The 25356-nt window shown below is 47.1% G+C and carries 20 protein-coding genes and 1 tRNA gene; 7 read left to right on the plus strand and 14 right to left on the minus strand.

Translation table 11 applies throughout. The features are described 5' to 3' along the window. The first annotated feature begins 152 nt into the window (after positions 1-152). The gene (locus EJO50_RS09605) at positions 153-677 is read left to right on the plus strand and encodes a glutathione peroxidase (RefSeq protein WP_125973678.1); all 525 of its coding nucleotides are present in this window, start codon (positions 153-155) and stop codon (positions 675-677) included. 167 nt (positions 678-844) lie between these two features. Here EJO50_RS09605 and ahpF read toward each other — a convergent pair whose 3' ends face one another. Continuing rightward, entirely contained in the window at positions 845-2389 is a 1545-nt protein-coding gene (gene ahpF / locus EJO50_RS09610; protein ID WP_125973680.1) for an alkyl hydroperoxide reductase subunit F, read from the minus strand. A gap of 26 nt (positions 2390-2415) precedes the next feature. On the opposite strand from ahpF, the gene EJO50_RS17610 reads away from it, so the two are divergent. After that, a complete protein-coding gene (locus EJO50_RS17610) occupies positions 2416-2523 on the plus strand; it encodes a 3,4-dihydroxy-2-butanone-4-phosphate synthase (RefSeq protein WP_164521480.1) in 108 nt (35 codons plus the stop codon). A gap of 18 nt (positions 2524-2541) precedes the next feature. Here the strand turns inward: EJO50_RS17610 and ahpC are convergent, their stop codons facing one another. From ahpC to EJO50_RS09660, 10 genes are all read right to left on the minus strand, one after another. Then, positions 2542-3105, minus strand: a complete 564-nt coding sequence (gene ahpC, locus EJO50_RS09615) for an alkyl hydroperoxide reductase subunit C (RefSeq protein WP_125973682.1) — start codon at positions 3103-3105, stop codon at positions 2542-2544. Positions 3106-3342: 237 nt separating this feature from the next. Continuing rightward, the gene (locus EJO50_RS09620; RefSeq protein WP_206434357.1) at positions 3343-4098 is read right to left on the minus strand and encodes a M48 family metallopeptidase; all 756 of its coding nucleotides are present in this window, start codon (positions 4096-4098) and stop codon (positions 3343-3345) included. 1 nt (position 4099) lies between these two features. Then, positions 4100-7384, minus strand: coding sequence for a type I restriction endonuclease subunit R (locus EJO50_RS09625; RefSeq protein ID WP_125973686.1), 3285 nt, complete (start codon positions 7382-7384; stop codon positions 4100-4102). Positions 7385-7433: 49 nt separating this feature from the next. Beyond that, complete coding sequence (locus EJO50_RS09630) at positions 7434-9329, minus strand: ATP-dependent helicase (protein WP_125973688.1); 1896 nt, start codon at positions 9327-9329, stop codon at positions 7434-7436. A 2-nt stretch (positions 9330-9331) separates the two neighbouring features. Then, complete coding sequence (locus EJO50_RS09635; protein WP_125973690.1) at positions 9332-11098, minus strand: ATP-dependent nuclease; 1767 nt, start codon at positions 11096-11098, stop codon at positions 9332-9334. Further along, a complete protein-coding gene (locus EJO50_RS09640) occupies positions 11095-12303 on the minus strand; it encodes a restriction endonuclease subunit S (protein WP_125973692.1) in 1209 nt (402 codons plus the stop codon). Before EJO50_RS09640 ends, EJO50_RS09635 begins: the two co-directional genes overlap by 4 nt. Beyond that, the gene (locus EJO50_RS09645) at positions 12293-13816 is read right to left on the minus strand and encodes a type I restriction-modification system subunit M (RefSeq protein ID WP_125973694.1); all 1524 of its coding nucleotides are present in this window, start codon (positions 13814-13816) and stop codon (positions 12293-12295) included. The genes EJO50_RS09640 and EJO50_RS09645 overlap by 11 nt, the downstream gene beginning before the upstream one ends. 128 nt (positions 13817-13944) lie before the next feature. Then, complete coding sequence (locus tag EJO50_RS09650) at positions 13945-14526, minus strand: restriction endonuclease subunit S (RefSeq protein ID WP_125973696.1); 582 nt, start codon at positions 14524-14526, stop codon at positions 13945-13947. 244 nt (positions 14527-14770) lie between these two features. Next, the gene (locus tag EJO50_RS09655; protein WP_125973698.1) at positions 14771-15070 is read right to left on the minus strand and encodes a YkgJ family cysteine cluster protein; all 300 of its coding nucleotides are present in this window, start codon (positions 15068-15070) and stop codon (positions 14771-14773) included. A gap of 507 nt (positions 15071-15577) precedes the next feature. Then, positions 15578-18253: a bifunctional acetate--CoA ligase family protein/GNAT family N-acetyltransferase gene (locus EJO50_RS09660; protein WP_125973700.1), complete on the minus strand. Its 2676-nt coding sequence runs from the start codon at positions 18251-18253 to the stop codon at positions 15578-15580. Between the two features lie 265 nt (positions 18254-18518). Here EJO50_RS09660 and ppa point away from each other — a divergent pair, with 265 nt between their 5' ends. Next, positions 18519-19046 carry an inorganic diphosphatase gene (gene ppa / locus EJO50_RS09665; protein ID WP_125973702.1) on the plus strand — a complete coding sequence of 176 codons (528 nt, stop codon included), beginning with the start codon at positions 18519-18521 and terminating at the stop codon, positions 19044-19046. Between the two features lie 147 nt (positions 19047-19193). Here ppa and EJO50_RS09670 read toward each other — a convergent pair whose 3' ends face one another. Continuing rightward, positions 19194-19550, minus strand: a complete 357-nt coding sequence (locus EJO50_RS09670) for a translation initiation factor Sui1 (protein WP_125973704.1) — start codon at positions 19548-19550, stop codon at positions 19194-19196. 215 nt (positions 19551-19765) lie between these two features. Here EJO50_RS09670 and EJO50_RS09675 point away from each other — a divergent pair. Then, positions 19766-19851, plus strand: a tRNA-Tyr gene (locus EJO50_RS09675). 434 nt (positions 19852-20285) lie between these two features. Here EJO50_RS09675 and EJO50_RS09680 read toward each other — a convergent pair. Next, positions 20286-21104 carry a TonB family protein gene (locus EJO50_RS09680; RefSeq protein ID WP_125973706.1) on the minus strand — a complete coding sequence of 273 codons (819 nt, stop codon included), beginning with the start codon at positions 21102-21104 and terminating at the stop codon, positions 20286-20288. Positions 21105-21248: 144 nt separating this feature from the next. Between EJO50_RS09680 and EJO50_RS09685 the strand changes: the two genes are divergently transcribed. Then, a complete protein-coding gene (locus tag EJO50_RS09685; protein ID WP_125973708.1) occupies positions 21249-22529 on the plus strand; it encodes a ferredoxin reductase family protein in 1281 nt (426 codons plus the stop codon). A gap of 391 nt (positions 22530-22920) precedes the next feature. Here EJO50_RS09685 and EJO50_RS09690 read toward each other — a convergent pair whose 3' ends face one another. Then, positions 22921-23496 carry a DUF1294 domain-containing protein gene (locus EJO50_RS09690; RefSeq protein WP_125973710.1) on the minus strand — a complete coding sequence of 192 codons (576 nt, stop codon included), beginning with the start codon at positions 23494-23496 and terminating at the stop codon, positions 22921-22923. 477 nt (positions 23497-23973) lie between these two features. On the opposite strand from EJO50_RS09690, the gene EJO50_RS17870 reads away from it, so the two are divergent. Both EJO50_RS17870 and EJO50_RS09700 read left to right on the plus strand, forming a co-directional pair. Continuing rightward, positions 23974-24447, plus strand: coding sequence for a KwaA family protein (locus EJO50_RS17870; protein ID WP_125973712.1), 474 nt, complete (start codon positions 23974-23976; stop codon positions 24445-24447). Between the two features lie 2 nt (positions 24448-24449). Beyond that, a complete protein-coding gene (locus EJO50_RS09700; RefSeq protein WP_125973714.1) occupies positions 24450-25286 on the plus strand; it encodes an ATP F0F1 synthase synthase in 837 nt (278 codons plus the stop codon). The last annotated feature ends 70 nt before the right edge of the window (positions 25287-25356 follow it).

Below are 25356 nucleotides of genomic sequence, written 5' to 3' on the forward strand. Positions count from 1 at the left end.
GCCCAAAACAGGCTAGTGCTAAGCAGCTTATTGCCTTTTTCTGCGCAGGCTGTGCATCCGGTATTTACTCCTGCCCCCCGGCGCAGTGTCATAATCAAAAATAACCTCATTCTCCGGCATACCCCATCACAAAATAACCCAAGGATAAGCCCATGCGTATTCTCGCCCTGCTTGCTTTTTGCAGCTCAATGAGCCTGGCAGCCTGCCCGCCGCTGCTGGATTACCAAAGCAAAACACTAAAAGGGGAAGCTTTTGATCTTTGCAGCTATAGCGGCAAACCTATCCTGGTCGTCAATACGGCCAGTAAATGTGGCTTTACCCCGCAATTTGAAAAACTGGAAAAAATTTATGCCAAATATAAGGAACAAGGTTTATTGGTTGTGGGATTTCCTTCCAATGATTTCAAACAGGAACTAACCGACAATAAAGAAATAGGCGATTTCTGCCGCCTGACTTACTTTGTGAAATTCCCGATGCTGGAAAAATCCAGCGTACGCGGCTCAAACGCCAATCCCCTCTTTCAACGATTAAGTCGTGCATCAGACACCACACCCAAATGGAATTTCTACAAATACCTGATCGCTCCCGACGGTAAAACAGTAAGCGCATATAGCTCGCTCACCGAGCCGGATGATAAGGAAATCATCGCTAAAATTGAGAGCTGGCTGAAAAAATAATACAGAGCTTAGGGCGCTGCCCCTATTCACTTAAGTAAAACTGCCGTCCTTTACTGGCGCATAAAAGCCAGCAAGCTATTCAATCAACAGGTGTATACCATCGCCTGATATGCAAACAGCCGCGAAAACCCATAGAGTCTTCGCGGCTGTTTTACTAATTAACGACTTTAACTGCGCATTAAATAATCAAATGCGCCAAGCGAAGCCTTTGCCCCATCACCAATTGCAATAACGATTTGCTTAAATGGCACGGTCGTCACATCCCCTGCAGCAAACACACCTGCTAAAGAGGTTTGTCCACGGTTATCCACTTCAATTTCACCATGTTTGCTTAATTCCAGCGTGCCTTTCAGCCAGTCTGTATTGGGCAGTAAACCAATCTGCACAAAAATCCCAGCCAAGTCCACCTGATGCGATTCACCACTCTGGCGATCGGTATATTGCAAGCCTCTGACCTTTTGCCCATCACCCAGTACGGCGGTGGTTTGCGCCTGCTTTAGCACCACCACATTGGGCAGGCTATAGAGTTTTTTCTGCAATACTGCATCGGCGCGCAGCTCGGAACCATACTCCAGCAGGGTAACGTGCTCTACAATCCCGGCCAGATCAATCGCAGCTTCTACGCCGGAATTACCACCACCCACCACGGCCACGCGCTTACCCTTAAACAAAGGGCCATCGCAGTGCGGGCAGTACGCCACACCGCGGCCACGATATTCTTTTTCTCCCGGCACATTCATTTCACGCCAGCGCGCACCGGTCGCAATAATCACCGACTTACTTTTCAAAGTGGCACCACTGGCAAGACGAATCTGGCTGATGCCATTTTCATCGAGGCTGAGTGATTCAGCCCGTTGCAGATTCATAATATCTACATCGTAATGCTTTACATGCTGCTCCAGCGCCATCACCAGCTTGGGACCTTCGGTTTCCTGCACCGAAATAAAGTTTTCGATACTCATGGTATCCAGCACCTGACCACCAAAACGCTCGGCCACCACACCAGTGCGAATACCTTTACGCGCCGCATACACCGCTGCTGCCGCACCAGCCGGCCCGCCGCCAATCACCAGTAAATCGAACGGATCTTTAGCTGAAATCGCTTCCGCCTGGCGCTCTACCGAGCCGGTATCAAGCTTGGCAACCACTTCCTCAATCCCCATGCGGCCCTGGCCAAAGGCTTCACCATTCAGGTACACCGAAGGCACGGCCATAATTTGCCGGGCGTTCACTTCATCCTGAAATAACGCGCCGTCAATCATGACATGGCTGATTTTTGGATTAAGTACCGCCATCAGATTGAGCGATTGCACTACTTCCGGGCAATTCTGGCAAGTAAGTGAAATAAATGTTTCAAAATGCAGCTCACCCGGCAAGGCTTTAATTTGCTCGATCAGCGCCGCTTCAATCTTGGGCGGATGCCCCCCCACTTGCAGTAAAGCCAGTACCAAGGAGGTAAATTCATGCCCCATCGGAATCCCGGCAAAACGCACACGGGCCTCTTCCCCTAAACGGGCAATGCCAAAAGAAGGCTTAAGCGCAGCATCATCAAAACGCAGCGTGATTTTATCTGACAGCTCAGTGATCTCTTGCAGCAGGCTGCTCATTTCTATCGCCGTACTGCTTTCATCTAAAGAGGCAATCAGCTCGATCGGGAATTGCAGTTTTTCTAAATAGGCGGAAAGTTGGGATTTGATATTAGCTTCAAGCATGGATGAATTATCCGAGATGGTTTTTATTGAAAAAGCGCCTGGCGCTGATAGAGAAAAATGCTTTTACAATAAAAGCAATCATTTCAGGGCAACTGAAGCCTGAAGACTTCACCCGCCCTGCTTATTCCAATTAATTAAGGCCGGGTAAGGCCTTAAATCTTGCCTACTAAATCGAGCGATGGTGCCAGTGTTTCTGCACCTGGCTGCCATTTAGCCGGGCAAACTTCACCTGGATGCTTAGCGATGTATTGAGCAGCTTGCACTTTACGCATCAGCTCTGAAGCGGAGCGGCCAATGCCATTATCATGGATTTCGCAAAGCTTGATCTGGCCTTCCGGATTAATCAGGAAAGTGCCACGCAGTGCCAGGCCTTCTTCTTCAATCATCACATCAAAATTGCGGGTCAACACACCGGTAGGGTCAGCAAGCATCGGGTAGTTGATTTTTTTAATGGTATCCGATGTATCGTGCCAGGCCTTGTGGGTAAACTGGGTATCTGTCGAAACCGAATAAACCTCTACACCCATTTTCTGAAATTCAGGGTAAAAATCAGCCAGATCTCCCAATTCGGTAGGACAAACAAAAGTAAAATCAGCAGGGTAGAAAAATACAATCGACCACTTGCCTTTCAGATCTGCCTCGGTAACCGAAGAGAACTTACCTGCATGAAATGCATTAACTTTAAATGGTTTAATTTCAGTATTAATCAAAGACACAGTACTTCTCCTAAGAGGGAATATATTATTTGTTATTTAGTGAAGCCATATTAAACGCCCGCCTCTTTCAGGTCTAATTAATAGTTTTTATCTTATGCATTAATAATTACTATACACAAAAACTATTTTTAATATTACTACAAGGCCCTTCCTGCATGCTGAAGACTGTGATACATCAGTTTTCCCTATTGTCTCATTCAACTAAAAATAATCTCTTAAAAGAGATAGCAAAAAAACTCAATTCAGCAACATATTCGCCATCCCATCCAACCGACTTTTCACTGTTTCCCAGTGCGGCATCACTTGCCCCATTAAGCGATAAAATCGCTCACTGTGATTGTGTTCTGCTAAGTGGCAAAGCTCGTGCAAAATCACATAGTCGATGCAGTCTCTGGACGCTTTAACGAGATGAGGGTTTAGGGTTAAACGCCCGGCTGGTGAGCAGCTTCCCCACTGAGTTTGCATGGTCAGAACTCGGAGTGGTGGCTTGTCGCTCACCCAGAGTGCCTGCTCCAGCATGGTATCTAGCCTGCGTGCAAATACTTCTTTAGCTCGCCCTTTGTACCAAGCAGCAAGCAATGCACTAGTTTTCTCAGCTGATTTTTCCCGCGCCGTGACTTCAATCTTTCCGCGCAACAACTTCACGGATGGTTTTACAGCAGGGTTTTCAATCACCTTCAGCACATACTGTTTGCCAAGATAATAATGGCTTTCGCCGCTGATGTACTGCCGAGGGCGAACATGCTCTAAGCGGCTGCCAAACTCGCGTAATTGCTGATAAATCCACCGGGCGCGCAACATGGCTGCTGCGATGACATCATCATCACTCGCAATTTCTGGCGCGCTGATTTGCACACGGCAATCTGGCAAAACCTTAATTAAAATTTTGCTGGCCTGACCAGATCGTGGCAGCCGTTCAAAACAAATTTGCTCATCGGCGTAACTGAAACACAAATTAGTCTTGCTCGGTATGGGCTTGATAGTGACGTTCACCTCATCCCCCAGCAGCATTTAAACCAACACGGGTAATCTGCACCACCCATTCAACCAGTGCTTTAGCCTGATCCATACCTGCGCCGATAGCTTTGCATTCGGCGAACAGCACAGGCAATAGCTGTTTACGAATATTTGACTCAATGTTTTGCGGATTAATCGAATGCTCGGCAACCGATTGCTCAACCATTTTGTCAATTTGAAAAGCCAGCCCCACCCATTTATCAACAATTTGGGCATCATTAATCGCAAACACCTCGGGCAAGGTTTTTTTGAATATGCCGAAATAAGCTTGAGCATGGCGGTTCCCCGCAAATGCATCGGGCAATTCATCCAACTGCCGCTGCTGCACTTTTTCTTCAAACGAATGGAACAGCAGGTATTGCTTCAGGGGATGATCAAATAGCTTTTCTGCATCGTTAATCGCATCACGCAGCAACTTCGAAAAGGCTTCCTGCGCATAAGGATCATCGCGTAGCTCTTGCTCAATCATCCTAGCGACACGGGTTTTAATGATATCGGTTTCGTTGCGTGTTTTTTCCTCAGACCAATCTTCTGGTTTGGGTTTAGTGCCCATTTTGCCAACTTCGTAAGTACCGCCTGGCTCCCTGACCTCAATACCCACCACATGCTTATCGAGCAGCTTTTTCACCTGTACTGCGTAATCATCGTAGTTAATCGTATCACCAGAGTCCTGCTTTACCAGCAGACGCAAACTAGAAAACTGCTTTACCGCCTCTTTATATTGCTGGTGATCCGTATCACTAAAGCTTTTATCTTCAAAGAATGTAGCCGATTGCAGTGCAACCTTCATGCAGCCAGAGAACTCGGTTAACGCTTCGTAAAAATCATCACGAACTTTCTGGTTCACATCAACCAGCTCACCGTTTCGGTCTTCCGTTTTCGGCACCAATACTTGCCGCAGTTGTTCGATGTCATTCTTGTTCTTAACGCAGTCAAAAATAGCCCATAGCTGTTTGTATAAACGAGGCAGGCGCTTATATTCGGTACTCATCGGGTTATACAGCCCGGCAATATCATTGATGTCGTATCCGCCCTGGGTGCGTGATGCAAGGTCCTGATACTTGGCAATGGTGGTATCCAGCTCAGCCAGAATGCCGCGATAGTCGATCAACAAACCGAATTTCTTCAGCGAGTGCAATCGATTTACACGAGCAATCGCTTGAATCAAATTATGCTCTTTGAGCGGTTTATCGATATAAAGCACGGTGTTTTTTGGCTCGTCAAAGCCTGTGAGCAGTTTATCCACCACAATCAGCAGCTTGAGCGAATCATCCTTCTCGAAGCGATCAATGATCTGCTTGGTATAGACCTGCCCATCCTGTGACCCCACGTTCTCTTTCCACCACTGCGTAACGATGGGCATCGTGGCTTCATCAACCTCCGAGTTACCTTCACGGGTATCGGGAGCGCTGATCACGACGGCAGATTCAAACAGCCCAGCTTCATCAAGATATTTTTTATATTTGATAGCGGATACTTTGCTATCACAAGCAAGCTGCCCCTTCAGGCCATCATTGATATTCTTCACAAAGTGATTAGCGATATCGAGCGCAATCAGCCTAATGCGATCTTCTGCACTATAAATCTGCCCTTTACGCGCAAATTTACTTTTCAAATCAGCTTTTTGTGCGGGTGTCAGCCCTTCGGTAATACGCTCAAACCACGTATCAATCGCACGCTCATTCACATCCAAATCAGGGATACGCTCTTCATACAGTAGCGGGGTAACCGCTTTATCTTCCACCGCCCGCTGCATGGTGTAGGCATGAACAATCGGGCCGAATTTACTGGTCGTTTTGTCGTCTTTTAATAAGGGCGTACCAGTGAATGCCACAAACGCCGCATTAGGCATAGCTTGCTTCATGCGGATATTATTTTCACCGCCCTGGCTGCGATGGCCTTCATCAATTAATACAATGATGTCAGCACTGGTATTCGTGCATTCTGGCATCTTGGTCGCGGTATTAAATTTGTGGATTAAAGAAAAAACAATACGCTCGGTACCGGTGCTAATTTGCTCAGCTAAGCGCTTGCCTGATGTCGCAATGGCTAGCTCTTTATCTTTTTTACCCGATAGCTCACCACCTGAAGCAAACGTTTTGGAGAGCTGGGTTTCTAAATCAACGCGGTCGGTTACAACAACAATACGACACTGCTTGAGTGAGTCATGCAGGATCAGTGCCTTACTCAAGAAAACCATCGTGAAAGACTTGCCAGAGCCCGTGGTGTGCCAAATCACGCCACCTTCCCGCCCGCCATCGGAACGGCGGGTATTGATACGATCAATCAAACGCTTAATGCCAAACACCTGCTGATAGCGGGCAACAATCTTGCCGACCTTTTTATCGTACAAAGTAAAAAAGCGCACCATTTCCAGCAAGCGAGCAGGCATCAACAGGCTGATCAGCAATTTATCCTGCCCTGTTACGGCCAGCTCACCGCCTGCCAGCAGCGATTGATACCACGTCAAATCCTTAGCCGGGCGATGATTGAAAAGGGAATCAGTCTGCAACGGGCTGATTGTTTTATTCTTAATCGCATACATCTGCGCATCAGAAATATCCTCTTCCCGCCAGGCCGCAAAAAACTTCTCCGGTGTGCCGCAAGTACCGTATCGGCCATCGGTGCCATTAATGGACAAAATCAGCTGGGCATAGGCAAACAGGCGGGGGATTTCATCATGGCGCTGGTTACGCAGCGATTGCGAAATGCCTTCGGAAATACTCGGGCCTTTATTGCCATCAGGGCGCTTAGCCTCAATAATTACCAGCGGAATCCCGTTCACAAAGCACACAATATCCGGGCGGCGGCTGTCGATACCACCCGAGCGGGTAACACTAAATTCTTCCGTGAACAGAAAGCTATTATTTCCTGGGGTTTGCCATTCGATCAAAGCAATTGTTGGATTGGCTTTTTTGCCATCCACAAACTCAGTTACCGAAATACCATACAACATATGGTTGTAAAGCTTCTCGTTGGCATGCACCAAGCCTTCATTGAGCGCCGGGCTACAAACTTCGGCAATCAGCTTATCAATCGCCTTGTCAGACAGCGCTTGCTCACGGCCTTCGAAGCGAAAGCGGCGCGTTTGCAAAACCTGCCGCAGCTCATCGCGCAATACCACTTCATCTTGCCTGCCACCGCGCTTGGCTAAAGCCTGATCGGGCGGCAGGAAAGTCCAGCCAAGATTGGTTAGTAGCGTTAGCGCGGGGATTTTGGCGCTGTATTCTTCCTGAAATTTTGGGGCAAACTGATCGGTCATTACTTATCCTGCTGTTTTTAGCAACGGCTAATTCATACGAGAGGGGTGGTTACTCGATTTCAATTACGAATCGAGACACTCGCTGAAATCTGCGGTCACCCCATGGCATCATTCGCTGCTTTGGGTAAGTGATGAATAACCATCGTTTTGCTCTAGTGATGGCAACAAACGCACTGTTACGTTCTTCATCAATCTCTTTTGGTGTCTGCGCCCGGTAATCAGGAAATACCCCCTCACACATGCCCATCAAGAAAACAATATCTTTTTCCAATCCTTTCATTGTATGAACTGTACTTAAGGTCAAGCCTTTATCGGGTCCAGTATCAACCAACTGCCCCAAAGCCAATGCATTGCGAAATGCAGCCAAAGAGCTGCCTAGCCCTTTACGTTTAAACAATGTCCATGATTGACCAAATTCGTCTAATTCAGCGTGGCTCAATCTAAGCTCTTCTGATTTTGCATCAGTTAAACACTCACTCTCTTGGCTTATTGCATCAAGCTTCGCTTTAAATTTATCAATGAATTTTCGAATATTTGGCTCTTCTGCATCCAATTGATTAATTTCACCAATTAGGCTTGAGTACAGTTTGGCATTCTCATCGTTAAGACTCAGGGCATTCTCTGATATGGCGCTTAGAACATCATCTCCCCATTCTTTAGGCTCTGGAATATCCAATACAGAGCAAAGTTTTCTACCATCAACCCAATCTTTAGAATTGATTTTTAGCCGAACTGCATAGTCAAGTATCTTTCCAAACACAGTTGCGCGTTCTAGTTGTCGCTCCCCTTTTCTCAATGAGAAAGGGATTCCTTTTTCTTTAAGGGAATCTTCAAACTTGCCAAATACAAAACGATTTCTCGCTATGACAACCATTTTATCGAGACTTATTTCACCCTCAATTTCATTGTCAAACTTTTGACTTAGAAGTCGTTCGATTGAAGCAGAAATCCATTCAGCCTCATCTTCTTCTGTTGTAAAGTGGATAATTTCAACTTTGCCTTCAAGCGCATAATCTAGCTCTACTTGAGCGCCTGGTCGTAGTTTATTTGCAGCCCTTATTACGGCTTTTGAGCTACGATAATTTTCTTTTAGCTCAAAAACCTGAGGCCTAAAATCGGCAATAAAGTCGTTGCAGAAGAAATCTTTGGAAGAACCGTTAAATCCGTAGATCATTTGATTTGGATCGCCGACCATCAGAACACTTTGAATGGCATCGCCACAAAGTGCTTTTATGAATTCATATTGGGCACGATTCAGATCCTGAGCCTCATCGACACAAATATGCTTGTACTGTGACCGATATATCTTGGCTACCCAATCATGAGTAAGTAGGATTTTATGCGCATAGACCAAGATATCGTCATAATCAATGCCGCCGCTATTCAATAAAGCAGACTGGTAGTCTTGAAAAACTTTCCAGATATTGCCATCAGGATATTGTTCAGCCACATCAAACTCGGTTAATAATTCACGTTTGATTTTTGAAAAAATATCCATGTAACTCTGTAAAATTTTCTTCCTTTCTTTGCGCTCGCCAGAGTTGCTACCCTCAAGATAGGTATCAATATCAACCCCTTCATCACGCAGTGACTGAAGAAATACTTCCATCCGATCTTGATCACGGTCGTAAATGTGCAGTTCGGGAGGTAAGCCAACTGTATGGCCATATTTCTCCAGGACACGCTGTGCAACAGAATGAATGGTTGCAATCCAGGCACGGTCTTCTGCCTGTTCACAATCCTCTAAACGTGTTGCCATCTCTTCAGCGGCTTTATTGGTGAAGGTCAGCGCAATGACCCCTTCCTTTTTAGTGTTCTGCAAGAGAAATCGTACCCGCTCAGTCAGCACACGGGTTTTACCAGATCCCGCAGAGGCTAGAACCTGAATTGCTTTATACATATCGGTATTAACTATATCAGCCTGAGCCAATGAGAGATTTAGCATGCTTATTTCCATTCTTTTAGTTTATTAAAGGAATCGATAACGGCTTTTGGAATCATCGCCTCAATAGGTTTGGAGTTTTTTTTTGTGGCAATTATTTCCGCCAAAAACCCTGCATACGATGCCTTCGATGATCTCATCAACTCTACTAACTGAACATTGTTCAACTTTTGGATTTCGGCAGTCTTAGCGGCAATATATTTTGGTTTTTCACTCCCTTTAGTTTCTGTCTTGACTAAAGCTTCAACAATTTCATCTCTAATGTTTTGAACATTAACCAGCTCTGCTTCAATATCATTTCCTGAACTTAAGAAGTTGAGGCTAAAATTATTGTCACTCAACGTCAGTTTCTTCTCTTCGATTATCTTTTTAATCTGAGATTTGATCTCTTTTTCCGTATTCCCATCATTGTCACTAACAATACAAACAGGAATCCCAAAGCTTAAGGCCATTTTCACAAAAGGCGCATAATTCTTCCCACCGACACTGATACAGTTAACCCCAGAGGCAAATGCAGATCTTTTAAAGAAAACTGAAAACATAGCAGGAATCAACTGCTCTTCAGTAACACCTTCAAACAATATTATCGCTTTAGAAAAAAGCAACTCTCCTCGGAAACGCATTACTTCTCTGTGGAGCATATTAATTTCTTCAGCATCCAAACCAGGAATCAATTCTGTAGCAACTACTTTCCCTGATGATCGAACCAATCCTCGTAGGTTTTCTAGGTTTGATATTCCAATTACATAGGGAGAGTGAGTGCTAATAATGACTTGGCCAGAACTGCTTTGCAGTTGTTCAAACAAGGTTCTTTGAGCATTGGGGTGCAAATGAGCTTCAGGCTCCTCTGCGGCAATGATGGGAAAAAACGGCTCTTTTTCGTCATCATGTGTCTTAGCCATCAATTCTATAAAGGCCTTAACCGTCAACATTGATGCCCAACTCCGAGTTCCCATGCCATGATATTCCATGGAAAATGAACTCTTGTCCGTTTCACCGAAATGAACACCGAAACGTTTAGATAAATCTCTGATTTTTTTAGGAAAAGGAGTTAATTCTGTCTTGCCTGCACCATCAAAAGATTGATTTAACGTGTCCAAATGCTCTTTAAGCTTGTTTAATGGCGCGCTTTTTTCGATGGCTTGCTTATTAATAGCCGCGACCAACTCTTCTAACTCAGCAACATCCTTGGCATCGTATTCAACGCTAGCCAAAACCCTGCCAATAAACGAGGACTTTTCTTTAAGTTCACTATGAATGTCACGTTGCGCATCAATCGAAATGAAGGGGATTGCATCTAGGCGTTTCAAGAATTTATTTTTTGGGTCTACTTTTACAACTTGCCACCCATCAAGAGCAGGCCACGCATTCAGATGGAAGCGTTCAATGTTGAAGCCTCCTTTGATTTTATCTGGCTTGGCAATAGTTCTTAGAGCGAAGTACTGCCGACCACTTGTATCTGATTGGACTGTATCGCCAAAAACATCAACCCATTTATCTTCAAACTGGCCAGGCTTACCAGTTTTGTCGAGAGCAATGATGCGAAGGTCGATGGTTATACTATCCTTCTGCTGATCCGTCGCACTGATATGAAAGTCTTCATCTGATAAAAATCGAGAGTAATCACCCAGCGCCAATTGCAAGGCCTTGATTACCGAAGTTTTCCCAGCATTATTCTGTCCAAAAAGGACAGTAACTCGTGGGAGAGAAACTTCGGTGTTTTCTATACCACGGAAACCACAAATTCGTACGACATCAACTTGAATACTCATTTATGATTCTCCATAACTTTGACACGTACCTTGCCTGTCAACAATTGTTGCATCAGGGCTTTTTTCTCTTGTTTCAGGCCGTCGAGCTGGGATTGCAGGGTTTCGATTTCTTGGTCGGCAGCAGATAGAATAGATGCGATCTTTCCCTGTTCCTTAATCGATGGCAGTAAAAAAGGGAATCCACAAAGTGCATCAAACCCCACTGAATCACGGACCGAGCCCTGTGTACTTCCATTAATGCGCTGCTGAGCTTCGTTTGACTGCATCCAATTCAAAAAATAATCAGAATTCAATTGATCTGGATTGATACTAAAAACAACATACATTGGACTGAGCAATCCCTCTTCAAAGCGATCCAACCGTGAAAAAGAACCAACATTCAGTCGAGATGGGTTATAGCCAAACTGGCCTTTTTTCACAATTTTGTAGTTTGATACATCATCGCTTGCGACTCGTTTTGAAAACTGCTCTTCAGGCAGCACGAAACCGCTATGGTTTGTAATGCTTAAAACGCGATCGATTAAGTTGGAACGGTTTCTTGCCTTTTCTTCATAAAGCACCGCTTTTAAATGAATACGTTTCCATTTTCCCTCAAACCCCGGAAAGCGTTTTTTGCCGGTGAGCAGTTGTTGCATCAGGGCCTTTTTCTGCTGGCGGGCGAGGTCGAGCAGGCGCTCGGTGGTGGCGATGGCCTGATCCCAAGTCGAGAGGATTTGGGCGATTTTCTTTTGTTCTGCCAGTGGTGGTGTCGATATTCTGTAATGTTTTAACTCGCCAGAGTTAAGGTTTGGTTTTCCCCCGCCTGCACATAAACGATTAACTTCATTAATTCCAATTTCAGAATTTATGTGAGTGGCCAAATAAAATGAATCTAATAAATTTTCTTTAGGTCGTGCAATTAGTGTTGTGAAGGTCAGTGCGCCTTCAAATTCTTGAGGTACTACGCAGGCTTCACCGATGTTAGATCCGGTTCTTACTGCAACAACATCACCTCGTCTAACCATTTTTGATTTGTTACTTTTTGCGAAATCCTCATCAATAAATACCACCGAGCTAGAGTCGAAATAATTTCTCTTAATGTTCTGATTCCGAATTAACTTAACTCCAGATGGCCGCATGAATGGAGTAACGGAAATAGCTAAGCCAACTGAAATTTTTTCGCAAACATCATCAAGCTCTTTTGCAAGCCATCCCTTAGGCAACATAACCCAGCTCCTGCAAATACTTCGACATCTCGGTTTCCAGCACATTCAATTGCACTTTCAGCTGCTCACGCTCGGCACGCACCGCTAGCAGGTCGATTTCGGTTTCTTCTTCAAAAGTATCCACGTAGCGCGGAATATTCAGGTTGAAGTCGTTGTCTTTGATCTCGTCAAAACTGGCCACATAGGCGTATTTTTCTATATTCACGCCATCGCGGTAGGTGGCGACCACCTTGGCGATATTGTCATCCGTCAGCACATTCTGGTTTTTACCGGCTTTGAATTCGCGGCTGGCGTCGATAAAAATCACATTGGTATCTGATTTTTCTTTAGAAAAAATCAGAATTGCTGCCGGGATGCCAGTGCCGTAAAACAGTTTTTCTGGCAGGCCGATCACCGCATCAAGCAGGTTTTCTTCGATCAGCTTTTGCCGGATGGCACCTTCAGTGCCACCACGAAACAGCACGCCATGCGGCACCACCACGCCCATGCGGCCGGTACCGGGTTTGAGTGTTTCGATCATATGCAGAATAAAGGCGTAATCGCCCTTGGTTTTGGGAGGAATACCACGGCGGTAGCGGTCGAATTTATCGTTCTCCGCATCATCATGGCCCCATTTTTCTAAGGAAAACGGCGGGTTGGCGGTCACGATGTCAAACAGCATCAAATCACCGTTTTTATCCAGCAATTTGGGGTTGCGAATGGTGTCGCCCCATTCGATTTTATGGTTGTCTTCGCCATGCAAAAACATATTCATCTTGGCCAGCGACCAGGTCGAGCCAATAGCTTCCTGTCCGTACAGTGCGTAGTTCTTGCTACCGTGATTGCTCACCACCTTGCGGCCACACTTCATTAATAGCGATGCCGAGCCGCAGGCTGGATCGCAAATGGTGTCACCCGGCTGCGGATCAAGCAGCTCGGCAATCAGCTCAGAAATTTCTGGAGGAGTGTAAAATTCGCCCGCCTTTTGGCCACCGCTGGCGGCGAAGTTTTTGATCAAAAATTCATAGCCATTACCGATAATATCCAGTGCACCGACACGGCTTGGCTTAAGGTTGAGTTCGGGCTTGGCAAAGTCTTCCAAAAGATGGCGCAAGATGGTATTTTTCTGTTTTTCTTCACCCAGCTTGTCGGTGTTAAAGCTGATGTCCTGAAACACGCTTTTGCCTGCATCTTTAAGCTTGGTGCCGTTGGCTTCTTCAATCGCGTGCAGTGCCTGATCAATACGCTCGCCATTACCCGGCTCGTGGCGGTGTTCGTACAGCACGTAAAAGCTGGCCTGAGCAGGCAGCACAAAACGCTCGTTCTTGAGCATTTCTGTAATCAGCTCCGGCTCGTCGCCGTATTCTGCCTGGTAGCCGTCATAGTGATCCTGCCAGACGTCCGAGATATATTTCAGAAACAGCATGGTGAGCACGAAGTCTTTGTAGGTATCGGCGCTAATCGTGCCGCGAAAGGTATCGCAAGCCGCCCATAGTGCTTTGTTGATATCGTCTTGATTAATCTGATCACTCATTTTTTATTCCTTGTCAGATGGATATGCCCGCTTTTTTGCGGCTGATTCCAATTGTTTGATGCTTTGTTCGGGCGTTGGCAGGTTTTCTGGCATGAATTGAAGTTGCTCATTCATATTGATTCCTCCACTTATTTCAATAAGCCATTAGCAATGGATGTCAGCAACTGCTCGCCATTACGGCGTAGTTGCTCAATCAATTGCAATTCTTGTTTAATCGTATTAGCGAGTTTGATAATGATCTGCTGCTTATTTAGCGGAGGAATTGCAATAGGTGTTGCCTCCAAAGCGCTGCGTTTAATCGCCTTGGTCAATGTGCCCTCTGAATTAAGGTCGAAATATCTTTGGCTGGGCTGCTGATTCAGAAACCAGCACAGATACTCAGGCAGGATGCCGTGATGGGTAACTCGCACCACAAAAAAGTGCGGCGCAGCAACAGCCAGCTTACCCATAGTCGTGAGCGTGTCATCAATCAGCACCGCGTAATTATGACTGCCACGGGCAGCAACCAGAATATCACCCACCTGCAGCCAATCATCACGGCGGCCTGCCGGCTCAGTTTCAACACACTCAGCCCAGCTCACACCTTGCTGTGGCGAGGCATCTTTCATTTGCACAGCAATGACGCCTGAGCCCGGAGACTCTGGAACCTTGCCCCGGAAGGGATGGCCAGCGGCAATGTTAGCGAGATCAGAAAGTGATTGTAGCTGCATACTCTGCGTGTTTCATAAGCGATGCTGCACAATATCTACTCTTTAACAATTACTGTCAACCACAAAGTTGTATTAACGTTACTGCATAAAAAAACCACACTAAAAAGCGTGGCTATCGGGTAATAAACCAGAATAATCAAATATATGAGTGGATCTTCGCAGCTCGAGTGAATTGGTATACCAAGACTCACGTCCAAACATACATCATAAATAGAGATATGCTTTTATTATCGATAAGTGCTTTTTATTGATGAAGCTGCCAGCGTGCAGTCAGGATCGGGATGCGCTTTCTTTGCTCCATGCAATCAAAATCACCCTCCTGATACTCCCGGCAAATCCACGGTCTTTGCTCGTAGATGGTACACATCATGGTGTGCCGATCCAGTGCCGCGCACCAGCCGTCTTCCAGCCTGTGCATAATCTCGCCGCCCCAGGCATCTTGCTCGATGTACTCTACCGGTACGGCGTCATCCCCGGCAATCAGCATCACTTCCAGCTGGCAACAACAAGCTTTACAAGTACTGCAGGACACGGCGAAAGACATAAAATTTACTCGATTGTGCGGTGTTTTATAGGGATTGCATCATTCGCAGGCTAAGTGAAACCCACCTGATTTGTTATGAGATTATGAGTTCGGCGGGTTTCACTCCAGCTCACTAAACAAAGTCAAAAAGATCTTTTTTATTAGTGCCTTCGGCACGTTGATTTAGATGCGGGAGTCCCCCGCGTGGGGGCTCCCTTTCTTGAACAACCAGAAATCCTAGTACGCAAAGAAGGCCGCCCCAACCAGCACGAAGGCCTGCGAACAATCGAGACGGCGCGGGACTCACTTCGCTCGCTCAAACAACATCAAAGAAACCCCGCCCTGCTTGTTTCTCGTGTCACGGCTTCAGGGGGATTTTAGCCCCGTGCGACTAGCCGTGATAAAAAACCAGATTAGTCCATTTGATAATGCCTAAAATCCACAGAAAATAGCTTAATTCAACACCTGTTTTTCTGCCGTGAAACTCTGTGTTCTCTGTGCCCTCTGTATTTTAAGACTTGGGTTTTGCTATAGCTCCTTCACTACCCACTTCAAGCCATTGTCTTCCGGATGCGGCTGGATGGTAAAACCGAGGTGCTTCATAAAGGCCAGCATGGTTTTATTGCTGGTAAGTACTTCGCCTTCAACAACAGACAGGCCCATATCGCGGGCTGCGGTAAAAAGGGCTTCCATCAAGCGGTTGCCAAGGCCTTTGCCTTGCCAGGCATCATCGATCACCACGGCAAATTCGCAACTGTCTTTATCAGGATTAGCCGTATAACGGGCCACACCAATAATTTGCTCGCCCTGGCCTGCCTGCACAGTAGCGGCAATCGCCATTTCTCTGGCGTAATCCAGATGGGTAAAGCGCGCCAGCAGGCTTTGTGGCAAGGATTTAAGCACACTCATATAGCGGTTATAGCGCGTTTCATCGGATAGCCTGCTTACAAACTGAATCAGTAAATCGGCGTCTTCCGGGCGGATCGGGCGCAAAATCATCGGCATGCCGGTTTTTAACTGGGTGAGCTGCATCAGATGCGACGGATAGGGATGAATCGCCATATGTGCGTAACGGCGGGCCTTTGGATCAACCGCTGCCACAATAATGCTGGCGTCCACCGCAATCACGCCGTTTTCATCGCTAATCAGCGGGTTGATATCCAGCTGCTGAATCTGCGGTAATTCGCAGACCATTTCAGACACCCGCAGCAGTACATTTTTAACCACCTCAATATTGACTGCAGGCTGGTTTCTGAACGACGCCAGCATTTTTTTAATCCGTGTGCGGCGAATTAAATGATCAGCCAGATAATCATTCAGAGGGGGAAGCGATACGGCAATATCGTTAAAAACTTCTACAGCAACCCCGCCCGAGCCAAAACTAATCACCGGGCCAAAAGCCGAATCGTTAACCACGCCCACCATCAGCTCGCGGGCATGTTTTTTGCCATGCATCGGCTGCACCGTCAGGCCACGCACACGCTCAACACCCAGCTTATCATGGGCACGGCCCAGCATTTTATTGGCCTCGCTCGCTACCGAGATCAGACTGTTTAAATTAAGCGCCACGCCGTCAATATCCGTTTTATGCATTAAATCGACAGCATCTATTTTCAGCACCACCGGCAGACCCATGCCCATGGCGGCATTCACTGCATCATCGGCACTATTGGCGCGTACAGTCATGGCCACAGGAATATGAAAAGCCCTCAAAATTGCTTTTGATTCGATTTCATCCAGCAGGCTGCGCCCATCTGCCAGCACTTTATCAATCACCATATGCGCCGTTTCCATATCCGGCGCTTCCCACTCACCCAAGGGTGCAGGGGTTTGCAATAAAAGCTGCTGATTGTGCTGCCAGGCAGCCAGAGAATAAAACACCTCTACCGCCTGCTCTGGTGCAGAAAAGCTTGCGCATCCTGCCTTGACAAGCAATTTACGGCTGGCATCGACTTTTTTACCGCCTATCCATGCCATGAGCAGCGGCTTATCGCTGGTTTTTTTCAGCGCAATCATTGCTTCGGCAGTGCGTAAATGATCTGTCCCTGCCTGGGGGGTAAACACCACCAGTACACCATCAATATTCGGGTCTGCCAGCAGCGCTTCAACCGCCAGTTTGAACCGCTCTGGTGACGCGTCGCCCAGGATATCCACCGGATTATTACTACTGGCCTGTGCGGGCAGATTTTTAGCCAGCCAGGCCACAGTACCTGGTGCTAACTCGGGCAGCTGCACATGTAAATCACGCGCCCGGTCTACTGCCATCATCCCGGCACCGATGCCATTGGTCACAACGGCCAGACGACGGCCTTTGGTTTTAAATGTGCCATTTAATACTTTGGCGGCAGTAAATAACTGGTTAATTGAGCGTAAACGCAACACACCCGCACGCTTGAGTGCCGCATCAAACACGTCATCACGCCCGATCAGGCGCTCGGAATGGGTGCGCCCGTGCGCCACATCGTTATAGCGCCCCACTTTGAGCGCCATCACCGGTTTGGAGCGCGCCGCAGCCCGCACCGCCGACATAAAGGTGCGCGCTTCGTGCAAATCTTCGATATACAGCAAAATGCTCTGGGTTTTAGGGTCCGCCACCAGATAATCCAGCACCTCGCCCACGTCCACATCCACGGCCGAGCCTAATGAAACCACGGAGGAAAAACCCACATCATGCGATTCAGCCCAGTCCAAAATCGCTGAAGTAATGGACGATGATTGCGATATCAAAGCCATACTGCCGTTTTTAATCTTGCCCTGATAATTGCCCGCCATTAATTTAGCGCTCACACGGCACAGACCAAAAACGGTTGGCCCGATAATACGCAGACCGTAGTGGCGTGCCCGCCCCATTATTTTTTCTAGCAGAATCTGACTTTTTTTATCTGTGCCCACAAAATCGCAAGACATAATCACGACCGCTTTAATGCCCTTTTTGCCGCTTTCTTCAATTAAATCAAGCAAAGTTTTTGCGGGTGTCGTGATAATGACTAAATCCACCACCATCGGCACCTTTGCCAATGATTTAAATGCCGCAATTTCCAGCACCCGGTCGTGGCGCAGATTCACCGGGAATAATTTTCCCGTGTAACCACCATCAATCAAATTGGCAAACACAGTCGTGCCCACCGCGCCGGGTGTTTCAGATGCACCCACCACCGCTACAGAGCGGGGATCAAACAAAGGAGAAAGATAGTGTGGTTTCATGGCTGACAGATTATAAAAGGCTGGCCTCTAGTGTATACCGCCAATCTGTTCAGCGCAGTGTAGGTATTACTTTATATTGAGGCAAATTCTCATGCATTTATTAATACCCGCCTGTGCCAGCCGCCAGATGACCTGCCAAAGATGGGCAGCCGGAACAACATTGCTTAAGCGCATAGATACAAAATACCTGCGGGCAATGATGCATGCACCCGCTGCAAGCCTTATAATTGCCGCCGTTCTCAATTGAAACTATGGAATTTATCCGATGGACATCAGTAAAATTGCTGCAGGCAAAGATTTACCGAATGATTTCAATGTCATTATCGAAATCCCTGCTAATGCGCCACCAATCAAATACGAATTCGACAAAGCATCTGGCGCGATTATCGTTGATCGTTTCGTGGGTACATCGATGTCCTACCCGATGAACTACGGTTTTGTGCCACACACCCTGTCCCTGGATGGCGATCCTGTCGATGTGCTGGTATACACTCCATTCCCACTACTGCCAGGCATGGTTATCAAGTGCCGTGCAATTGGTGTATTAGGCATGGAAGACGAAGCAGGTATGGACGCAAAAGTGATTGCCGTACCGGTAGAAAAAGTATGTGCCATGTATGCCCACATTCAAAGCCTGGAAGACTTGCCGGAGCTGCTCCTGGCTCAGGTAAAACATTACTTCGAGCACTACAAAGATCTGGAAAAAGGCAAGTGGGTTAAGATTACCGGCTGGGGCGACAAAGCAGCTGCCCAGGCAGAGATCATGCAAAGCTATGATCGCGCGCAGAAGTAATTAAGTGTTTGGCGGGAAAACCCGCCAGCATTTCATATACAACGCGGGTTTTGCCCGCCCTGCAAGATAATTGATCTTGGGGCGGGTGAAACCCGCGTTTTTAATGCCCCGCTAGCAGGTTTACGCCTGTGCAAAAATGCGCGGTAACTAGCCCCCCGCCCGCTTCACTACCCAGCCCTTAGGCTTTAAGAATTCCAGCACCACATCACAATGATCTCCTTGCACCTCGATCACGCCGTCTTTAACTGTGCCGCCCGAGCCACAGCGGGTGCGCAGCTGCTTGGCCAGCGCGGCCAATTCATCATCATCCAGCGGCACGCCTTTAATCAGGGTTACGCCTTTACCCTTGCGACCCTTGGTTTCTCTGGAAACACGCACCACACCATCGCCCGCCGGGCGTGGCTGCTTTTTGCAAATACATGCGTCTTCGGGCTGATTACAACTAGGACACATCGTGCCGTGTTCAGTGGAATAAACAAGGCCACCTAAAGCTTTTTTCATCATGATATTTTTTAAAAGGTAGAAAACCAGAGAACAGAAGTCTAACAGCCCGCCCGGCTTTCGTGTTCATTGCGCCGATACAGACAAACTGACAAGAAAACATATCAAAACCAGCATACCCGGCCATTTTCGATGTGTTTTATGAATAAAAAAGTAACTCAATTCGGGAAATAGCGTTGACAAGCCAGCAGAGGGGCCGTATTATTCGGGCCTTCTGTGGGGGGGTTACCCCAGCGGTCAACGGGTCCGGACTGTAAATCCGGCGGCTAAGCCTTCGAAGGTTCGAATCCTTCCCCCCCCACCAGAAACCAAAATCAACAGGCGCTCAGCCTGTTTTTTTTCGTCTGTACATTTCAGAATGTGACCATTGCACACAGGCACAGCGCCAATCCCAAGGCGGATGCTTACCCCATAGACGCTAAGCAAATTGCTTTTTATCAGCAAGCCGCGAAAAAGCACAATAACCACGCTCTCCGCATTGGGCTTTTTAAAATCCCCTTGAAACACGCAAGCTCCGAACAAGCGGGGCGGGGGATTGCTTGGGAGCGAGGCAGCGAGCCAATCCCGCCTGCCGCCGACTGTCCGCAGCGAGAGGATTTCGCACTTTGAGATTGTGGCTTGGCTTCGTTTCTTAGCGAAGCAAGAAACGATGCCCCGCGGTGGCTACCGCTCCAAAATCAACGTGCCGAAGGCACTAAAAAGATCTTTTTGAATTTAGCTGGCATCAAGCTCAACCCCTCAAGACCTACCCCACACCGCTCTCTCGTTAATAAACTGATAGTAACGCAGCAGCATAATCTGGCCGCGCTTATCCAGAAGTGGCACGGGCACCGGGCCGAAGGTGGCCGAGCGCCTTACGATCTGCAAAGCAGCAGCATCCAGAGCCGGGTTACCCGATGATTGCTCCAAGGTGAGCGATGCAATATTGCCATCGCCATTGAGCACCAGGCGAAACTGCAAAGTACCAAACATCGAGCGCCCGTATTCATCTTTAGGGAAATTCATTTGCCCGATACGCTCTACCTTTCTGCGAATTTGTGGCTCCCAGATATTAAACAGCGCTTGGGTATCCACACTTTGCCGCGCGCGTGTTGCGCCGTTTTCCTGCTGCTCGTCAATGCTGGGTTTTAGATCCGCATAGCGGGTAATTAACTCCGCAGGCTTGTTACCAGGCTTGCCGCTTAACGCGTCACCCAGATCATCAATCACCACTTCTTTTACCGGCGCAGCCGCCTGGCTGGCTGGCCGTGCGGGAACAAAATAATCTTCCTTCACCGGCACTTTAGGCGGCGCTTTTGTCATCACCGGTGGCAGCTTGGGAACAGGTGTGGGTTCGGGCCTGCGTTTAGGGGCAGGCCTGGGCTGCAGTTGCAACTGAAGACCCTGGCTGGCCGCCTGTTTTGGCAATACCTTAGGGGCGGCAGCGGGCAGCAGCAAAAATAAAAGATGCACAAAAATAGAAGCCGCTAAGCCGTGCCATAGCCAGGCCGAATGTCGTTGAGAATCATGAGATACGGCAATATTCATAGCACTCGGATAGAAAACTGTGCGAGGCATTCTACATAAGCCCCGGCCTTCATGGCAGTAAACTTAGTTCACTCGTCCGGCAATGCGCCATTAATACCCAAGCGCCTTAAGTTTCAGTTCATATTCAAAGTGCCCAATATACCCCGTTAACAGGAACCCAAAGCCGAAGCCACAATGAAACCCTTACCGATTCTCTTACTGATCAGCACCTTGCTCTACTGCCTGTGCAGTTACTTGCAAAACGGCATCCCTGCCACCTATTGGGAATGGCGGCATGAGCTAGTGCTGCTCAGCGGCGTACAGCTGATGACCGTGATGTCTGCCGCCATGCTGCTGGCCACCCGCCCCGCCTGGCTGGAAAAACCCTTGAGCGGCTTGGATAAAATGTATGGCCTGCACAAGCAGCTGGGCATCGCGGCAGGCATTTTGCTGGCAATGCACTGGCTGATCAAACTATCCCCTAAATTAGTCATGGCGATGGAATGGGCTGCACCACGCATCAGGCACAGTGGCCTTGGCAAAGGCAAAGACCCGCTGATCTCCCTTGCCAAAGATGTGGGCGAATGGGCCGCCTGGGCCGTGCTGGCCATGGTGATTCTAGCGCTGCTGCGCGCCGTGCCTTACCGCTTCTGGCGCAAAGTGCATAAACTCTTTGCCCCATTATTTTTGATGGGCGCATTTCACGGCCTGATCCTGATGCCAAGAGTGCTGTGGCTAACGCCTGTAGGCGCATTAATGGCCATACTGCTCATCACAGGATCAATTTGTGCAATCTATTCGCTACTAGGACAAATCGGCAAAAACCGCCAGATTACAGGCCATATCAGCCAAATCACTCCATTGCCTGCCGATCAGCTGGAAGTAATTTGCCAGACAGATGCCAGCTGGCCGGGCCATCAGGCAGGCCAGTTTGCCCTGGTCAGCTTTAATCAAAGCGAAGGTGCACACCCCTACACCATCGCCTCGGCCCCGCGGCCAAATGGCGAGCTGCGTTTTATCATTAAAGCGCTGGGAGACTACACCCGCACCCTGGCCCGGGATTTAAAAGTGGGCGACAAAGTGACAATCGAAGGCCCTTACGGCTGCTTTAATGGTGCAAGCAACGGCGTGCGACAGGCATGGATCGCAGGTGGCATCGGCGTTACGCCCTTTTTAGCCTGGCTGGAAAGCCCGGCATTTAAAGGCCAGCAAATCGACTTTTACTACTGCGTAAAAAGCGCCAAAGAAGCCGCCCGCCTGCCGGAAATCCAAGCCGCATGCATCGCCAGAAAACTGCGCCTGCACCTGATAGAAAGCGACGCTGGCCAGCGCCTGAATGTCGCCCAAATCCAGGCAGAAACGCTTGATGACATCTGGTACTGCGGCCCGCAAAGCCTGGGCAACGCCATCAGCCAGCATCTCGCCCAGATGAGCCAGCCACCCCGCTTTCACCACGAAGCATTTGCCATGCGCTAAAAATATTCACCCAGGGTTCTGGCCTTAGCCTTAGTAAAAGGGGGATTTGCAACAGATGCCGGGCTAAAACAAGCCAAAAACCTCAAATATCTCTACACGAATTCAGGAGGCACTTCCGCACTGTAGCTTCCCCCTTTGAAAAAGGGGGAAGCAAAACCAACTCCTTAAGTAAACGGCGTTAGGAATTGTGGGGCATTTGCTTTTAAATTGGCCTTCGCCTTTTTATCAAAAGATGCAGCGCCCCAATCCTATTAACTTAAGGATTTGTACCAGCAGCTTTAACTGCAAATGTTTTTATACACAGCGCTTTCGCGGCTAAAGCCGCTCCTACAAAAAACATCGCATTTTGTCTTAAATTGCAAGGATTACCCCCTGAACAAGTGCATCAAGCTCAACGCCAGCGCATCAAAACCCAAGCCAAGGCCAAAGCCGCACAATTAAGCAGCACTGTCGCCCAAAACACCCCTAAAAACGCCGCCTTTTTAGATTTATGCCGCAACCACCTTTGCGCCAGCAAAGCCCCCGGCCAGCCACCAAGCAGCGCCAGCAAATGCAAAGTATTCTCCTCTGTACGCCAGCGATTATTCCTGGCCGCCGATTTATCCAGCGCATAAGCAATAAAAGTCAGCACACTGACCGCTAAATAGCAGCCAGCAATCCACCACTGCAAACGCCCGATAAAGCAGGCTGAAACTAAAAATGCGGCAAACAACAGCACCCAAATTACAGAGCCAGATTCTGCTGCAGTACCTCTGCGCTGCCCCACAAAACAAACCTGCTCCGCCTGAAACCGGCCCTTGTCATCACGCACCTGCACATAAGTAATCAAATCGCCCTCTGCCGGGCGCCGGGTGCGATTTTCAAACGCCTTAATATGCAAAAAAGCCCGCTCCCCGCCGCCGTTTTGAACCACAAAACCAAAGCCCTGATCATCCTTCCAACTAGATATTTTTCCCTGAAAGCGCATAGAAACTCGTTTGAATAATTTTTAAAGGAGTGCCTTATTGAAGCCAATAAAACTTAAAGATGGCAGGCACGCGCCAGCAATCCGTATTTTTAGCTTGCATTAAATAACAAATATATAAAACTTTAAGTAAGTAAAAACAGTAATTTGGCCATTGCAGACTTCAGAATGTACATAGTGCAAAAAAACATCAAATCCCCAGCCAAAGCGACTTTTGTATGAGAAAGTAGCCCCCTGCAGCGTATGCTGAGCACCATTCAAAAATACAGCCAAGTGCATGTTTCCCCCCGTTTAGCCTACATCAACGCCCTAAAAAAACACCCCATAGCCATTACTATATTCATCCCTTTGGAAGAACTGAGTGACGGCATAATGCCGAAATCAACGACAAAACCTGTAATTTAAAGCAAGGCATGATGCAAGAGCGGCTAGTGTGAGTAGCTTTGCACTTGTACTAACAGGATAGAATGGGGTAACAACATGCTAAATATAGCCTTTCGATTATTGCTAACCTTCAATGCAACATCCCTTTTGTTAATTGTTTTTCTTGTACAAAAGAGCTTTGCATTGGGGTATTTCTTCCCTAGCTATTCTGGGCTAACTCGCCTACCTAACATAGCTTCATACCTGATTTATTTATCCGTTCCAATAATTTTTACAGGCTTAAGTTTGCGTTTGAGTTCTTACCTTGGAAAAGACGAATTTAAAAAAGAGGATATCGAGTCAATTGGGCATGCAAACAATAGTTTTCTACCCAGTTATTTGGGGTACTTCTTTGTTGCATTGAGTGTTGGAAATTGGGAGACACTCTGGTTTGTCTATGTTGTACTATTCGTTTTTACATTTCTGTCACAGGCACTGTATTTCAGTAAACAGAAATACCGAAAGCCGGGTGAGGTTAATATTCCGATGGCAAAGCGAATTAATAATTACACTTTCTTAGAGAGAGACTGAGTATGGATCATATTTTTGCCAAAATTAAGGGGCATGTTAAAAAGCTCCATTTCAAAATAATTTCGGATCACACGCTGTTTGATACGATTCAAATTGATCTTGATGCGTGTGTCGTATACGACCCCGACCACAATCTAGATGAAGATGCTTGGTTCAAGGTTGAGCAATTTACTAAGCAACCTTTTTGTAGTCTTGATTTTATAAAGGCAGATTTTGACTCAAAAGACTATGAGGACTTACAGAAAGCACAGTTCTCAAAAATTGCTTACATTTTCTCAACGCAAGGTGATGATTTTTATTTTCAAAAAATCAGCCCATCTCTGTTTATTTGTAAAAAATTTATCGCTTTTGGTGAAGCAGCAAAAATTGAAGAGAATGAAAATCGGCTAGTCGTAAATACAAAGCCAGATGCAGTCTACTTCAAAAATTCAGACACATTAGTTTTTAGAAACATCGCAACTATCTCCAGTATCTTCAATGGAATTGACCAGTTATTCAAGGAAGCAACCAAGGAAGAAGTCTCACAATTCTTGAAGCTGCCATTTATTTCTTTAATTAATGACTATAACGTTGACTCTGTATCAAAACCTAACCGAAAACGAATCGCTTTGGCTATGGAGACTTTGGCCAAAATGTCCGATCAAGATCGAACCGATATTTTCGCTTACATCAATGGCTATTGTAGCGACACATTGAACTTTGATGCAGCTACCGGCAATATTAATATTTCAAAAGACAACGATTTAAAGCTGTTGATTTATGCTATTGAACAACGCTTTTATACAACACTCATTGGCCATGAAAAGAGGTTAGCTAATTCAATTCAAGCAGTAAATTAGGTTTGCAGCTTGGATTATCACATTGGGAAATATGGATTTTATCGGTATCAGCTTAGTTTTAAACTGACGA

Source organism: Iodobacter ciconiae (genome assembly GCF_003952345.1).
GTDB classification, from domain to species: Bacteria; Pseudomonadota; Gammaproteobacteria; order Burkholderiales; family Chitinibacteraceae; genus Iodobacter; species Iodobacter ciconiae.

What these genes read in the sequence shown, in the direction of transcription:
- EJO50_RS09605 (WP_125973678.1), top strand. Translation starts at nt 153, where the DNA reads ATGCGTATTCTCGCCCTGCTTGCTTTTTGCAGCTCAATGAGCCTGGCA.
- ahpF (WP_125973680.1), bottom strand. Translation starts at nt 2,389, where the DNA reads ATGCTTGAAGCTAATATCAAATCCCAACTTTCCGCCTATTTAGAAAAA.
- EJO50_RS09625 (WP_125973686.1), bottom strand. Translation starts at nt 7,384, where the DNA reads ATGACCGATCAGTTTGCCCCAAAATTTCAGGAAGAATACAGCGCCAAA.
- EJO50_RS09630 (WP_125973688.1), bottom strand. Translation starts at nt 9,329, where the DNA reads ATGCTAAATCTCTCATTGGCTCAGGCTGATATAGTTAATACCGATATG.
- EJO50_RS09635 (WP_125973690.1), bottom strand. Translation starts at nt 11,098, where the DNA reads ATGAGTATTCAAGTTGATGTCGTACGAATTTGTGGTTTCCGTGGTATA.
- EJO50_RS09640 (WP_125973692.1), bottom strand. Translation starts at nt 12,303, where the DNA reads ATGTTGCCTAAGGGATGGCTTGCAAAAGAGCTTGATGATGTTTGCGAA.
- EJO50_RS09645 (WP_125973694.1), bottom strand. Translation starts at nt 13,816, where the DNA reads ATGAGTGATCAGATTAATCAAGACGATATCAACAAAGCACTATGGGCG.
- EJO50_RS09650 (WP_125973696.1), bottom strand. Translation starts at nt 14,526, where the DNA reads ATGCAGCTACAATCACTTTCTGATCTCGCTAACATTGCCGCTGGCCAT.
- EJO50_RS09655 (WP_125973698.1), bottom strand. Translation starts at nt 15,070, where the DNA reads ATGTCTTTCGCCGTGTCCTGCAGTACTTGTAAAGCTTGTTGTTGCCAG.
- EJO50_RS09660 (WP_125973700.1), bottom strand. Translation starts at nt 18,253, where the DNA reads ATGAAACCACACTATCTTTCTCCTTTGTTTGATCCCCGCTCTGTAGCG.
- ppa (WP_125973702.1), top strand. Translation starts at nt 18,519, where the DNA reads ATGGACATCAGTAAAATTGCTGCAGGCAAAGATTTACCGAATGATTTC.
- EJO50_RS09670 (WP_125973704.1), bottom strand. Translation starts at nt 19,550, where the DNA reads ATGATGAAAAAAGCTTTAGGTGGCCTTGTTTATTCCACTGAACACGGC.
- EJO50_RS09680 (WP_125973706.1), bottom strand. Translation starts at nt 21,104, where the DNA reads ATGCCTCGCACAGTTTTCTATCCGAGTGCTATGAATATTGCCGTATCT.
- EJO50_RS09685 (WP_125973708.1), top strand. Translation starts at nt 21,249, where the DNA reads ATGAAACCCTTACCGATTCTCTTACTGATCAGCACCTTGCTCTACTGC.
- EJO50_RS09690 (WP_125973710.1), bottom strand. Translation starts at nt 23,496, where the DNA reads ATGCGCTTTCAGGGAAAAATATCTAGTTGGAAGGATGATCAGGGCTTT.
- EJO50_RS17870 (WP_125973712.1), top strand. Translation starts at nt 23,974, where the DNA reads ATGCTAAATATAGCCTTTCGATTATTGCTAACCTTCAATGCAACATCC.
- EJO50_RS09700 (WP_125973714.1), top strand. Translation starts at nt 24,450, where the DNA reads ATGGATCATATTTTTGCCAAAATTAAGGGGCATGTTAAAAAGCTCCAT.